This is a genomic window from Nocardia vinacea NBRC 16497 (genome assembly GCF_000308835.1).
GTDB classification, from domain to species: Bacteria; Actinomycetota; Actinomycetes; order Mycobacteriales; family Mycobacteriaceae; genus Nocardia; species Nocardia vinacea.
This window is the reverse complement of sequence record NZ_BAGN01000422.1, coordinates 14966-29313: the sequence shown is the minus strand read 5'-3', so window position 1 is coordinate 29313 and position 14348 is coordinate 14966. Positions and strand designations below refer to the sequence as shown.

Below are 14348 nucleotides of genomic sequence, written 5' to 3'. Positions count from 1 at the left end.
GCGAATCAGCAACCGACGCAGCCGTCCGTCCGGTGGGACTTCGCTTCATTGTTCACATCCTCCAGAATCCTGGCGTTCATCGACTCGCACCGTTTGTGCTCGTCAACGGCACAGAAACTGCGCCAACGCTAAAACCGGAGAAGAACGATGTTCCGCAAACATCGGCCGGATCTGGACACCTCACGAATGCGTCCGACACCCCTAGGGATACGACACAACCCGCGATACACGCCACAGTTCTCGGCGTCCGCCGGTGCCCTGGCCAGGACAAAGGCCCAACGTTCAGTGTGACAACACCGGTCAGCGCTCCGCTGCCACGTCGACGCGTTCGACACGGCTCGGCCCGTACAGCCTTGCCACCCACAGCGCCACCGCGATGTAGAGCACCTGTTCAGGTATCCGAATCCACAGCGGGGATGCCGGCGCACCGTTGAACGGGATGTCGGATACGGCGGCGTAGATGTTGGCGGGCAGCAGGGTGACGAACAGAGCGGCCAAACCGAGACCGGCGGGTCGACGGGTTCTGGTGAGGACGAGACCGAGCGCGGCGAGCAGTTCCAGCACACCGGTCAGGTACACCATGAAACTCGGAAATGGCACGAATGGCGGCACCATCGGCAGCAGATCGCTGTGGGTGGGAGCGGGTCCGCTCGCGAGGCTGTCGGGAAGGAAATGCGTTGTGCCGGTGAGCACCAGCATCGCCGCGAGCGCATACGCCGCGCACGTCGGCCAGTCGGTGAATCGAGTGGCTCCCAGTACCCCTGCCAGGCGCAGCCCGAGCAGCACGATCAGGAGAAAGATCAGGGTTTCCATTTATGTCTCCGCATGGGTGGGTCGGTTTGGTATCGGTCGGTATGCCGGGTGGAATCGGATGATCAGGTAGCCGAGTACACCGAGCGGCGCGAACAAGATCGTGAACAGCAGCAGTGCGCTGATCGGCACGGGATGGATGCCGCGTTCGCGGCTGTCGAAGTAGATCCAGCGGCCCAGAAAAAGATCGAATCCGACGAAGTGCGCCCACGCCGCGGCCGCGCCCGTGCTGCCGCCGAGAATTGCTTGCAGCCCAGGCAGATTCGGGTTGGCAAGAGCGGACAGGAACGGCCCGAACTCCGGTAGCACCAGCATCGCGTAGATCAGCAGCGGCGGCGCGCAGATCAGCGGTGACGCCACGATGGTTGGCGTTCGGCGCCACCGCGGCGCCAGGATCATCACTGCCCAGAAGGGCACGGCCGGCCAGAAGGTGAGGTCGAATAGCGCACGGGTCATCGAGTCGCTCCGATCGCGGCCAGCGGATCGGGTGACGGATGCGTCGATCGCGGTCGGCGCCGAATGATCATCGTGGCCGATCCGGTTGCAGCAGTGGCGATTACGGCGAGTGCCAGCAGTGTCGGCGCGTCCGGATGCACCACGGATTGTCCGCGCAGCGCCTGCCACGTCAGCACCGCGAGCAGGCCGCCGAAGGCTGCTGCCGCGACGGTCACGAGCGCTGCTCTCGATCGGGCCGATCGCAAGGCAGGGATTCGGCGGGCACCGAATTCCAGGGCGACGACCACCAGTGGAAGCAGTTGGACCGCATGCATACCGACAAAATGCGGGATACGTAGGTCACCACCGGTTGTGCTCCAGCCGAGAACCGGCAGGCCCGGTCCACCGTCGGGCAGGCCGACGGTGTGCGCGCCTTGGATGGCGCTGCCGGTCTCGCGCTGGGCCGGGGTCGGCACCACCATGAGCATCCCCAGCGCCGCGCCGATCAGCGACAGTGCGGCGCCGTAGCGGATCGCGGCGTTGCGTGCCGGATCCGGCGTCGGGTTGCGGAACAGAACCAGCGATACGACCAGCGTCGCGGCCCAGACCACGACTATGGACAGCCCCATGGTGTCCCACAGCGCCGCATTGAGCGGAGTCGTGAAGTTGAAGTGGCTGGTGGTGCCGCGCACGATTTGGGTCACGATGACGGCCAGTTCCACACCGAGGCCGACGGCCGCCACCGTGCCCGCCCACCAGGCGATCCGCCGCCAGCGGGTGAGCTGGGCGATGAGCCAGGCCCAGGTGACCGCGTAGATCAACACCGAGAGCGCGAATTTCACCGCCTTGGCCCAGATCGGCAGTCCGGTGAGGACGCGATCGTCGACGATCAGGCCCCCGATCGAGAAGAGAACAAGCAGTGCCATCGCGATGGCGAGCAGCATCAGTGGGCGATGCCATTGCAGGGCGGTCATATCGTGTCCTTCGGCAGGAACTCGTCAGGCGTTCATGTGGTGTTCGGTGGCGCGGGACCAGCCGGGGTCGCCGTGGCGGATGAAGCCGATCCAGCGCTCGCGCATGTCCTCGACCAGGGACTGCGGCCGCTCGCCCATGAGCATCGGTGCGTGCGCCCACGCTGCCGCACTACCGAGCAGGAACGGCAGTTCCAAGCAGTGACAGGCGCCGAAGGGGCTGGCCGCGGGATGCCAGTCGAATCGGTAGAGCCATGCGCTATTTCCTTGCGCGGCAAGGATTTCTGCCAAACGCAAGGTGGGAGCACGGAACAGTTGGTGGGTCACGGCGTCGGCCGCGTCGGCGACCATCGCCGCCGCCTCGTCCTTTGTCGTTCCCAGCAGGACCTCGATGTCCGCCGCAGAGACCGACCGCACCAAGTCGTCGCTGACGAGAACACCATCGGCGACCAGCTGATACGGCGGAGCCGCACCACCGACCCGCGCCGCGACCGCATACTGCGCCGAGAGCAGCTCGGCCACCGGAACGTCGAACAATCGACGCTGCTCGTCCGGCGCAAGACCCAACTCGCTCAACAGCATTCGCCCAGCAGCCACCGCGTCCTCGGGTGACGCGGGCGGCATACCCGCAGGTGTGCTCTGCAGGATCGCACGCCGGAAAGGTCCGGCGGTTGCGGCCAGTATCGCGAGAATCGACAGCGCCCCGCCGGATTGCCCGGCAACGGTGACCTGCGCCGGATCCCCGCCGAACGCGGCGATGTTGTCCCGCACCCACTCCAGTGCGGCCAGTTGGTCGAGCAATCCGAGATTGCCTTCGCTCACCCCGGGCAGGCAGAGATATCCGAGAACACCGAGCCGATAGTTGATCGTCACGACCACGATGTCGCCGTGCTCGGCCAATTCCGCACCGTCGTACCAGGCCAATCCGCCCGAGCCGCTGGTGAATCCGCCGCCGTGCAGGAAAACCAGCACCGGATGACCGGCCCCGGCCGGTGCCCAAACGTTCAGTGACAGGCAGTCCTCCGCCTGGGCAACCGTGAACCGACCCATGACGCGCTCCAGCCGTGACGCCAACTGCGGTGCGGCCGGGCCGATCTCGACGCTGTCGCGGATGCCCGGCCATGGCGCCGGAGCGCGCGGCGCGCCGAACCGCTCGGCAGTCGCGAAAGGGATACCGCGGAATGCGGTTACCGCACCGACGACACTCCCCCTGACCTTGCCCGTGGCAGTCTCGACGATCATTGCGCGACGAATGTCAGTCCGGCGCCGTATGCGTCGCGCGCGGACACAAAGAACCCCGCCGCGATCGTGCGGGTCGGCGTGCCACCGCTTTCCACAATCCGGCGCGCGTGGTCGACATCATCGACCCGAATGGTCATCGCCGCGAAGTACGACGACGCAGGCACCGGCTCGCCGGGCAGCACCTGGCCGGCGTCCGACGCCCGAACGAACTCCAGTCGAACCTCTTTGCGCGCCAACACCGTCAACGAACCCTCGGTGGTCGGATCGACCGCGATGATGCGGCGGTAGCGGTCGACGATCTCGTCGAACTCGGTGTCGGCGGCCACGATCGTCACCGCCGCGATCCCGCGCGCCCCGTTCGGATGGTCGAGATACCGTGGCTGGTGCACATATTCGCGGGTCAGGTGCTGGGAGATGCCGAGCAGACCCTCGGACGTGCTGCGCGGGTCGATGTGCACCGTGCGGGCGCGCATGGTCCGCACGCCGTCCTCGGTGTCCACGTCACGTTCCAGCTCGAGCACACCGGAAGCGGGGAGCCCGGCTTCGATGAGCCGCGCGCTGAGCACAGCGGCGTCGTCGGTCTCCAGATTGAGAATCCGGAATCCATCCGGCAGCGGCTTCGCGTGCCAGGGGTCCGGCGCGGCGGCATCGACGATGCCGAACAATTCGATGTACGAGCCGCCGAACACCGCGCATTCGTTGGCGGTGCACCCCAGAATCGCCGGTTCACCCGGCTGCTGGCCCATCAGTGTCGCGACCGCGGCGTCAAGGTGAATCCGAAGGACCGGAATCTATTCGTCATCGCATCGAAATCACTGCCCTTGAGACCCGTGTGGTGGATGGCTCCGATGTACCGCCGGCCCATGTCGTCGTTCATGTGAACGAGCCTGCTGAAACACAGCGTCGAAGACCGCTTATCGGGCGGTCGACGCCGTTTTCGGACATCTATCTACCCTGATCGGGTGGATTCGGACACCCTCGACGATCTCGACCTGCAACTGCTGCACGCACTACAGATCGACGGCCGCGCCGCATACAGCACAATCGCCCAGGTACTGGGGGTTTCCTCGCGCACCGTGGCCCGTCGGTACGGCCGCCTGCGCACCAACGGACTCGTCCGAGTCACCGGCGTCGCCGCCCCGGGGCCGATCGCGACCGCCGAGTGGATCGTCCGAATCACGGTGCGAGCCAGCGCCGCCACCACGCTGGCTCGCGCCCTCGCCCAGCGACCGGACACCGCCTGGGTGACCGTGGTGGACAGCGGTACCGAAATCGTGTGCATCTTCCGCATTCCCGACGACGGCCCGGCACCGCTGGCCGGACTCGCCCGACACGGCGATGTCCTCGATATCTCCGCGCACCGGCTCCTGCACCACTTCATGAACCGCCGCTGGCGCGGCCGCACCTGCGCGCTGACCACCGCGCAAATCGAGGCACTGCAACCACCGGATACCGCCGCGACACAGTCTTTATCGCTGACCGAGCTCGACCACCGGCTGCTCGCCGCCCTTTCGCTCGACGGCCGTACCGCCTACCCCGATCTCGCCCGCCGCATCGGCTGGTCCGAAACAGCGATCCGGCGTCGACTGGACGAGCTTCGACGCGCCGGGATCCTGCGGTTCAGCGTCGAAATCGACCCCGCCGCATTCGGTTTCACCGTCTCCTGCGTGATCTGGATGAGCGTAGTACCGCATCAGCTCCAGACTGTGGCGACAGCCTTGGCTTCCGACTTCGAGGCAGCATTCATCGGCGCCACCACCGGCGAGCACAATCTGATAGAGATCGCGGTATTCCGCAACTCCGCAGAGCTGTACACCTACCTCACCGAGCGGATCACCACACTGGACGGCATCGAACGCATGGAGACCACACCGATCGCCTCCTACACCAAGCGCGACGCCCAAATATTTCGTTAGTCGTTCGACGAACGGTCGTTTACTGCGGCATCTCGCCTACCGTCACGTTGGTGTCGATGATTCCGAACACCTCGCCCTGTGGCGCCGAGACCATTGCCATCCGGCCGGCAGGCGAGTCGGAGGCGGGCATCAGTACCTGCGCGCCGAGCTCGGCAGCCCGCGCCAACCCGGCGTCGACATCGTCGAACTGGAACCAGGTCAGCCAGTAGCTCGGCATAGGGTCGCCGGGCATCACGGTGTCGTCGTTCATGCCGCCGGCGGGCTGTTCGCCGCCGCGCGGGGTGAACATCGCGTAGATCATGTTCTTGCCGTCGCCGACGTCGGTGTAGGTGAAACCGAAGACATCGGTGTAGAACTTCTTCGCGGTGTCGAGCTGCCGGGTGTGCAGTTCGTTCCAGCAGTAGGCGCCGTGCTCGTTGTGGACCGCGGCGCCGTTGTGCGCACGGGCCTGCCAGATGCCGAATGCCGCGCCGACGGTATCGACCCCGATGAACATGCGCCCGGCGTCGAGCACGTCGAAGGGCGGCATGACCACTTGGCCGCCCGCCGCGCCCACCTTCTCGGCAATCGCGTCGGCGTTATCGGCGGCGAGATAGGTCGTCCATACCGAGGGCATCCCGGCCTGCGGCTTGGGGCCGATCCCCGCGACAGCCTGCCCGCCCTTCATCCCCATCAGATATCCGCCGGCCTCGTCCCCGCCGCCTTCGATGGTCCAGCCGAACAGATCGGCGTAGAACTCGCTCGCCTTCACCGCGTCGTCGACCTGACAGTCGACCCAACACGGGGTGCCCTCGGGCCAAGGTGTGCTTCGAACAGGCATCGGTATCTCCGTTCACTCGTCGGTTGCCTGCGGTCGCGGGCGGACCTACCGATCCCACCCGAGGTGATGCCGATCACACTGCCGTCTAGTAGTGAACCAGCATCTCCGGCGGGTGTCCTGAAGTTTGCCGAACGTTTACCGCCACCGGGTCCGGACATCCGAATGCCCACCGGGCCGATCGTGCGGAATCGGCTCGGTGGGCACGCCGCCACGCGCCTACACCGACCGGAAAACAGAAGGCGGGGTAGGAATCCGTTTCACCGGTACGGGGTCGCGTGGCGGTGGGCGCGCCCGCCGAACAGGCTCGGGGAGTCAGGGTTCGTCCTGTTCGGCTGCGGCGCACGCCTACTCGGATGTCACAACTTGCCGCCACCGCCGATCAACCACGGGTTGAAGGCGCATTCCAGATTCGGATGGCCGGCCGGGTCGAGCGCATTGAGCGCGATCGACAGGGCGCGCGGCGAGTACATGATCGTCAGGTGGTCGGAGAGGTCCTGTTCGCAACCGTCCTGCAGGGTGATGTTGTGAACGGTCACGCCCGGACCCGCCTTCAAGAAGGTCAGGTCGTAGGGGTTGGTGACCTCGTCGTACCGAGTTCCGACCACGGTGTAGTCGACGCCGGGGATGGTGTCGCCGTTGGCGTTGAGCTGGTTCACGAAATCCGAGCCGATGGTCTGCTGGATGCCCGCATGACCGACGAAGATCTCGATGAAGCCGAGAATGTCGATACCGAAGTTATTGATGGCCCGGCCCAATGCGCCTATCCCGTCGAGGCTGGTGCCGTGGTGGGTGGCGCCGAAGGTGACCAGATTCTTCACCTTGGCCGCACCACCCTCGAACTTCGTGTACCAGTTGGCCAACGAACCGCCCTGCGAGTGGGCGACGATATCGACCTCGGACGCGCCGGTCGCGGCGAGTACTCGATCGACGAAGGCCGCGACCTGTTTGGCCGAATCCTGGATGTAGCCGGTGCCCATCACACCGGGCAGCACCGAGCCGAGACCGCCGCCTTCCAGCAGGTTCGAGCGACCGTAGTTGAAGGTGAAGACGCAGAAGCCCGCATCCTTAAGCGGCTGGCCCATATAGGCGAATCCGTTGTAGGCGTTCATCCACGTACCGTGCAGTGCGACTACCGGGCGCGGATGTTCGGCGGTCGGCTTGCAGTTCCAGTCGTTGGTGCCGGGCGGCGCGACATCGGGATTCAGCAGACCGTAGCCGAACGCGGCCAGCCACGCTGTGCTCGGCGGGCCGTAACCCACTGTGTCACTGGCATATCCGCCCGATGATCCGGAGCTGCTGCCCGAGCCGCCGTAGCAATCACCGGAGCCATTGCCCGATCCCGCACCGCTACCCGAGGTGCAGGCCGAACCCGAACTGCCCGCACTGCCGGAATCGGCAGCGACCGGCGCCGCCTTCCGGCCCGCGGCGATGTAGTCGGCCAGTGTCTGCTCCGTGGGCGCCGGATCGGGATTCGCATTGGCTGCGACCCCGGTCATACTCATGGCGAGCACCGAGACGCCCATCATCACCGCGGCGCTGACCGACCGACCGCATCTACTTCGTTTCATGACATGCCTTCCTGGAGAACGACAGCGTTCGAGTCGCAGCGCCGAGGTATGTCGGTCGACGGCACTGAAACTGCGCCAACGCTAAAGCCGGGTGTCGGTGAAACCCATGGGACGGCAAGGTAACTGGATACCTCACCAAACGGCTTTGTCTCCGTTGGGGTTGCGGCACAATCACGGTTTTCCGGCGCCGCAGTGCCTGCCACAATTCGCGCGATCCAATTCGGTGAGTTATCCAGATCACCAACGGATCACGATAAATTCGGAACATTTGGGACGACCATGGTTCCACGTTTTCCCGCCGTCGTCGGCCACCCGACGGCTAATGAGTGGAGCTGCCATGTTCGATCCGATCGAATCCACCGTCCGCTTCGGCCGCGGCATCGCCCGGATGACCGCGGGGACCCTGCTCGGCGCCGCGACGGTGGCGGCGGCATTGCTGCACAGCCCGTCCGCGGTCGCGGATGTGGGCTGCTCGGCCGAGCAGCCACAGGGGACGCTGTTCGGTTGGCCGCCAACCGAACCCGCACCGTCGGCACAGCCGCTCGGCTTCCGCGGACCGCAGACCGCGATCGTGGTGCTCGGGTACGGACTGCTCCCCGACGGCGAAATGCGACCGGAGTTGATCAGTCGACTGCACGCCGGGTATGTGCAGGCCCTGCTGGCTCCCCTGTCCCCGATCATCGTGACCGGCGGCAATCCGCGCAGCGGAGTCACCGAAGCGCAGGCAATGGCGGATTGGCTTATCGGACACGGCATTCCGGCCGAGCGCGTCCATATCGAGGCCGAGGCGGTGTCGACCGCCCAGAATGCCGAACGTTCGGCTCGAATCATGCGCGATATCGGCATGCGCGACGCCGTCGTGGTGACCTCCGCCGACCATATCGACCGGGCCGCAGCCCTTTTCGGCGATGCGGGAGTAGCCGTCGTCGCCACGGTCACTCCCGAAAAGGTACCGCCGCTCGTTTGGGAGTTCGGGCCCAGATCCTGAGCAGCACCACATCCCGCAACACAGGAGCGAATATGAACAACAGCGCCGTCGATGCCGCTGCCGACCCGGCCGACCGGGCCCGCGCATTGCTCGACCATCGATATCGATCGGCCACCACCTACGAGGTCGGCCGGGAAAAGATCCGTGAATTCGCCCGCGCGATACAGGATTTCCACCCCGCACATTGGAATGAGGCGGCGGCCGCGCAACTCGGCTTCGACGGTTTGATCGCCCCGCCCACATTCGCCTCGATAATCCTGCTCCGGGTCCACCGCGAAATACTCGATACCCTCATCACCGGCTACGATTCGCACCGGATTCTGCACGCGGACCAGGTGCTCGATATCGGCAGGCCGCTGGTCGCCGGCGACCGGATCACCTGTGATGTCTATTTCGAATCATTTCGGAATTTCGCCGATTACGACGTGCTCGCGGTCAAGAGCGTATTGACCGATCAGCACGGCGCGGTGGTGCAGACCGGGTCGACGGCGCTGTTGGTACGCACCGGGCCCGAGGGCCCGGGATCGGAGCGGGTCGGCCGGATCGCCATGCACTCCCCCGATGCACCGGGTACGACCGGCGTCATTGTCCCGGGCGAGGGCGACGGTATCGTGGCACCGATCTCGCCCCGCACACCGCGCACCACGGTCGATTTCGAATCACTTTCGGTCGGTACGGAGTTGCCGGCCCGGGTCGTACATCTGTCGCGCGGTGATCTGGTCAACTATGCCGGGGTAACCGGTGATACCAATCCGGTGCTGTTCAGTGAGCAGGCCGCCGACGCGACCGGTCTGCCGACCGTCGTCGCCCCCGGCATGCTCAAACTCGGCCTGGCCGCCGGATACCTCGGTGGCTGGCTCGGTGATCCGGCGGCTGCCACCCGATTCCGCGCCCAGTTCGCGCATTACACGCACTATCTGCATATTTCGCCGCTACAGGCCAGCGCCATCGAATTCCGCGGTCGGATAACCTCACTCGATCCGCATCGCCGCATGGCCACGGTCGCGCTGGACGCAAGGTCGCACGGCCGTAGGCTTTTCGGCTACGCCGCCGCGGAAGTCCTATTCCCGAAGCGGGATTGACGTTCCGGCTCGGGGACGGCAGCCGGTGGGGTGGACAAGCGCAGCTGCGCGAGTCTGCGATGTGAGTCCAGCCGCGCGGGGCGGTCGTAAGTGCTTGTGTGGACGAGGATTTCGTCCGCACCGGTGCGTGCGACCAAGGCTTCCAATGCCTCCGCGACCTCGTCCTCGGTGCCGTGGATATGGTTGCGCAGCGCCTCGTCGAAGATCCGGCGTTCCCGGTCGGTCATCGTCATGGATTCGATCTCCGCGGGCGGAATCAGCACTGGAAACTCACCGCGCGTACGGGAGTACGCGCTCGACCACGCCTCGGGCAGCAACAGCCGATGCGCTTCCTCGGTCGAATCGGCGATCACCACCGCACCGGATACGACGACATACGGTTCGGATCCCCATGGCGTCGGACGGAATTGCACGCGATAGCGGTCGATCGCCTCGACCATGCGGTCCGGTCCGCCGATCGAGGTGATGACCAGCGGCAAGCCGAAACGCGCAGCCCGCTCCGCACCGGAGCCGGTCGCCAGCAGGAATGCGGGTACCCGCAAGCCCTCCGCAGGCCAAGCGTGCACACCCGACTTGCCGCGCGTGAAGTATTCGAGAACATCGGTGAGCTGCTGATCGAAATCGTCGGCATCGCTCTTGCCGTGTCCGAGCGCCCGTCGCACGCCATCGGTGAAACCCACCGAGCGCCCGAGCCCCATATCGATCCGCCCCGGGTACAGCGATTCCAGGACACCGAATTGCTCGGCAACGACCAATGGTTGATGGTTCGGCAGCATCACCCCGCCGGTCCCGATTCGGATCCGCGAAGTCGCCGCGGCGGCCGCCGCGGCCAGCACGGTTGGAGCCGAGCCCGCCACGCCGGGCACGCTGTGGTGCTCCGACACCCAGAACCGGTGATATCCCCAATCCTCGGCCAGGCGCGCGAACTCCACGGTCTCTCGCAGTGCCTCCGGATGGCTCTGTCCGCGTCGGACGCGCGAACGGTCCAGAATCGAAAACCGCACCTCGTCGAGTCCTGAAGTCATATCTGTGTCAACACCCCGGGCCCCGCCGCATTCCACCGCGCGGATCGTTGTGGATGGAACAATGGAAATCACACCTGCGTAACCCGGTAGCCGGTCCTGCGGTCGTCGACGCGTATCGCGGCTCGGCACGAACGTCGAGCTCGACGTGGAGGCGCGAATGTCCCGGATCGGCCAGTTACTCCGACGTGTGAGCCGTCGCACCACCATTCTGTTGGGTATCGCGCTAGCGGCGGTCATCATGTTGGCGGCAACAGCGGTGCTGGTCGCGGTGCGTCACACCGATCGAGTTGCGAGTGGTGCATGTCCGGATGATCCATCGGCCTCGGCGCCCGGCTGGGCGCTGTCGAACGATCAGGTGGACGTACCGATCGATGCACATCCGTTCGTCGGGAACGGCTATCTGGGATTGCGTGTGCCACCGCGCGGCATGGGATATACCGCGACCGATGAGGCGACCGGCTGGCCGCTCTACACGCCCGCATACGATGGTGCTTTCGTCGCCGGCCTCTATGCGCACACTCCGGGTGTGGCCGACAACCGCGAGGTCGCCGCGGCCATTCCGAACTGGTCCGGATTGCTGGTCGGTGTCGGCGAGCACACCTATTCGCCGGCCACACCCGCTGCTCAGATCTCGAACTTCAGGCAAACGCTGCACCTGCGCTGCGGACTGGTGCGGACCCGGCTGACCTGGAGCGCACCCGATGGCAAGGCCACCGATCTGGTCTACGACGTGCTCACCGACCAGGTGGATCAGCATGTCGGCGCGGTGCACGTCACGGTGATGCCGCACTGGTCGGGCGAGATGGTGGTCTCCGATCTCGTCGACGGCGCCGGTGCGCGACGGGTCAGCCAGTCCGAGGTGGGCGCTCGCGACGACGACACCATTCGGGTCGGATTCCGTACCGACGGCACCGATGTCGGCGGCGATATCGTCTCCGTGCTGCGGCCGGGGGCTGGTATCGCTTCGAACGCGATTCAGCCGATGCCACCGGGCCGCGATCTCAGTGCGCGCCAGGATGTTCGGTTTCCGGTGCGCGACGGCGGCACGTATCAGTTGACGAAGTTCGTCGGGGTCGACACTACCCGCACCTCTCCTGATCCGGCGGCGACCGCGTTCGAGTCGGCACAGCGGGCCGTGTGGACGGGGTGGGCGAACCTGCTCGCCGAAACAGCCGCGGCCTGGCGGGCGCGGTGGCGCGGTGATATCGAGGTGCCCGGTCAACCCGATGTGCAGACCTGGACGCGCGGTGCGCTGTATTCGCTGTATTCGAGCACGAACTCCCAACAGGACAACAGCATTTCGCCCGTCGGGCTCAGCAGCGACAACTACGGCGGCGCGGTGTTCTGGGATGCGGATATCTGGATGTTCCCCGGATTGCTGCAGTTCGCACCGGAATTGGCGAAATCCGTGGTGGACTACCGCTTTCGGACATTGTCCGCCGCCCAGGCGAATGCCCAGCGGCTCGGCTACCGCGGCGCTTTCTATCCGTGGACCAGTGCGAGCCGTGGCGATCTCGACGAATGCCACAGCTGGGATCCGCCGCACTGCTTGACCCAGATCCATCTGCAAGGCGATGCGTCCTTGGCGGCCTGGCAGTACTACGTGGCGACCGGCGATACCGGCTATCTGCGCGAACGCGGCTGGCCCGTGTTGCGCGCGCTCGCCGAATTCTGGGCCTCGCGGGTGACGCGCAACGACGACGGCAGCTACTCGATTCGCAATGTCGCGGGTCCCGACGAGTACAGCAACGGCGTGAACGACGCGGTCTACACCAATGCTGTCGCCGCCCTCGCCCTGCGCAATGCCACCCGCGCGGCGGAGATTCTGGGCGAACCGCGCCGGCCCGAGTGGACCGCGATCGCCGATGGGCTGCGCATGCCGTTCGATCGCAACCAACGGATCTTCGTCCAATTCGACGGCTACACAGGAACTCCCATCAAACAGGCGGACACCGTGCTACTGATCTATCCCCTGGACTGGCCGATGCCGCCGGATGTGGCGGCCAATGTGCTCGAATACTATTCGGAGCGAACCGATCCCGACGGTCCCGCGATGACCGATTCGGTGCACGCCATCGACGCGGCGACAATCGGCGTACCCGGCTGTGCCACCGACACCTTCCTCGAACGCGCCGCGCGCCCGTTCATCCGCAGCCCCTTCGGCCAGTTCACCGAGGCCCGCGGCGCCAAGGTCGGAGCCAAGGACCCGCTCGCCGGTGCGCCCGCCTTCACCTTCGTCACCGCGGCGGGCGGCTTCCTCCAGACCTTCACCAACGGCCTACTCGGCCTGCGCTTCGACATCGACGACATCCGGATCGCCCCAACCCTTCCGCCCGAACTCCCCGACGGCCTCACGATCCGTGGAATCCACTGGCAGGGACGAACTTTCGATGCCACCATCGGTCCCGACGAAACCGAACTCACCTTGACCGACGGCCAACCGCTACAGGTCCGAACCGACACCGAAACCCACCGCCTCGACAGCGAACTGACCGTCCCGACCCGTCGTCCCGACCGGACCCCCACCGACAACCTGGCCCGTTGCAAACCGGTCACCACCAGCTCCGACGAACCCGGCAAATACGCCGAAGCCGCCGTAGACGGCACCCCCGCCACCAGCTGGTCCCCCAACACCCCCACCGCCACCCTCACCGTCGACCTGGGCCAGGAAACCCACATCGCCCGAATCCTCCCGCACTGGACCGCCCCACCCCAACCACATTCACCGCCTCCCCCGACAACCACACCTGGACCCCGATCACCCCGGACCCAACCACCGGCACCCTCCCCACACCCCTCTCAACCCGCTACATCCGCATGGAACTCACCACCCCAACCCCCCACCCCACCCTCCGAGAACTCGAAATCACCGGCCCCCGAACCTGATCCGCGCCCCTGGGCACAGCTGGTCACTCCCATCGGTTCCGGTACCCAATACGGGCACGTCACGGCGGGTCGGATCCTAGCATGGAACGGGTGCGTCGGTTGCTTTCGCTCTTGTTTCTCCCGCTCGCGGCCTGCGCCGACCCGACGCCGACGCCTAGCGCACCGAGCGTCACAACCACCGAGTACGTCCGGACACCGGCGGATTGCACCAAGTTGGAGATCACCGCGCTCGTTGTCGAGCCCGGGCACAGCTATATCTTCGGCACGCATGCCGAATGGCTGCCCAAGGGGCAGCTCGTTCGCGTTCGAGTGGTGATTGCCAATGCCGACACCACATTCCATACGACCCGCACCACCGACTATCAACTCGACGACAACGCGGGCACCGCACATCCGGTCAGCAACGATGCCATGGCGATCAAACGTCAACCGACCGAGGTGACCATCGGTGCTGGGAACCGGCTGGAACTCGATCTCTGGTACGACATTCCACTCGACACCGCACCGAAGCTCCTGCGCGACAGCGCCTGTGCCACCACGACAACGCTTCCCGGTTAGTCCCCCTCAGCGCCGGTCGGATCATCGGTCGCCCAGCTCAGGAGTGC

At 65.8% G+C, this 14348-nt stretch carries 13 protein-coding genes; 5 read left to right on the top strand and 8 right to left on the bottom strand.

The genetic code is table 11. The features are described 5' to 3' along the window. Positions 1-300: 300 nt before the first annotated feature. The 5 genes from ON44_RS43225 to ON44_RS43205 are packed head-to-tail and all read right to left on the bottom strand — an operon-like array spanning position 301 to position 4204. Entirely contained in the window at positions 301-813 is a 513-nt protein-coding gene (locus tag ON44_RS43225) for a DoxX family protein (RefSeq protein WP_040700961.1), read from the bottom strand. Further along, a complete protein-coding gene (locus tag ON44_RS43220) occupies positions 814-1266 on the bottom strand; it encodes an ABA4-like family protein (RefSeq protein WP_040700959.1) in 453 nt (150 codons plus the stop codon). Beyond that, entirely contained in the window at positions 1263-2219 is a 957-nt protein-coding gene (locus ON44_RS43215; RefSeq protein ID WP_085998731.1) for a hypothetical protein, read from the bottom strand. The genes ON44_RS43220 and ON44_RS43215 overlap by 4 nt, the downstream gene beginning before the upstream one ends. A gap of 24 nt (positions 2220-2243) precedes the next feature. Further along, positions 2244-3458 carry a carboxylesterase/lipase family protein gene (locus ON44_RS43210; protein ID WP_040700957.1) on the bottom strand — a complete coding sequence of 405 codons (1215 nt, stop codon included), beginning with the start codon at positions 3456-3458 and terminating at the stop codon, positions 2244-2246. After that, positions 3455-4204, bottom strand: a complete 750-nt coding sequence (locus ON44_RS43205) for a VOC family protein (RefSeq protein WP_218007772.1) — start codon at positions 4202-4204, stop codon at positions 3455-3457. The genes ON44_RS43210 and ON44_RS43205 overlap by 4 nt, the downstream gene beginning before the upstream one ends. Positions 4205-4420: 216 nt before the next feature. Here ON44_RS43205 and ON44_RS43200 point away from each other — a divergent pair, with 216 nt between their 5' ends. Next, positions 4421-5374: an Lrp/AsnC family transcriptional regulator gene (locus ON44_RS43200; RefSeq protein ID WP_040700956.1), complete on the top strand. Its 954-nt coding sequence runs from the start codon at positions 4421-4423 to the stop codon at positions 5372-5374. Positions 5375-5393: 19 nt separating this feature from the next. Here ON44_RS43200 and ON44_RS43195 read toward each other — a convergent pair whose 3' ends face one another. Together ON44_RS43195 and ON44_RS43190 are read right to left on the bottom strand one after the other, a co-directional pair. Continuing rightward, positions 5394-6194: a VOC family protein gene (locus tag ON44_RS43195; RefSeq protein ID WP_040700954.1), complete on the bottom strand. Its 801-nt coding sequence runs from the start codon at positions 6192-6194 to the stop codon at positions 5394-5396. Positions 6195-6550: 356 nt separating this feature from the next. Beyond that, the gene (locus ON44_RS43190) at positions 6551-7762 is read right to left on the bottom strand and encodes an esterase/lipase family protein (protein ID WP_051183321.1); all 1212 of its coding nucleotides are present in this window, start codon (positions 7760-7762) and stop codon (positions 6551-6553) included. A 337-nt stretch (positions 7763-8099) separates the two neighbouring features. Here ON44_RS43190 and ON44_RS43185 point away from each other — a divergent pair, with 337 nt between their 5' ends. Together ON44_RS43185 and ON44_RS43180 are read left to right on the top strand one after the other, a co-directional pair. Beyond that, entirely contained in the window at positions 8100-8750 is a 651-nt protein-coding gene (locus ON44_RS43185; protein ID WP_040700951.1) for a YdcF family protein, read from the top strand. A gap of 32 nt (positions 8751-8782) precedes the next feature. After that, positions 8783-9832: a fused (3R)-hydroxyacyl-ACP dehydratase subunits HadA/HadB gene (locus ON44_RS43180; RefSeq protein ID WP_040700950.1), complete on the top strand. Its 1050-nt coding sequence runs from the start codon at positions 8783-8785 to the stop codon at positions 9830-9832. On the opposite strand, the gene ON44_RS43175 is transcribed toward ON44_RS43180, so the two are convergent. After that, positions 9793-10857: an LLM class flavin-dependent oxidoreductase gene (locus ON44_RS43175; protein WP_051183331.1), complete on the bottom strand. Its 1065-nt coding sequence runs from the start codon at positions 10855-10857 to the stop codon at positions 9793-9795. The two genes, ON44_RS43180 and ON44_RS43175, sit on opposite strands and share 40 nt — an antisense overlap. 187 nt (positions 10858-11044) lie before the next feature. Between ON44_RS43175 and ON44_RS43170 the strand changes: the two genes are divergently transcribed. After that, entirely contained in the window at positions 11045-14059 is a 3015-nt protein-coding gene (locus ON44_RS43170; protein WP_157187618.1) for a glycosyl hydrolase family 65 domain-containing protein, read from the top strand. Further along, positions 14056-14301 carry a hypothetical protein gene (locus ON44_RS49735; protein WP_169338168.1) on the top strand — a complete coding sequence of 82 codons (246 nt, stop codon included), beginning with the start codon at positions 14056-14058 and terminating at the stop codon, positions 14299-14301. The genes ON44_RS43170 and ON44_RS49735 overlap by 4 nt, the downstream gene beginning before the upstream one ends. Positions 14302-14348: the final 47 nt, after the last annotated feature.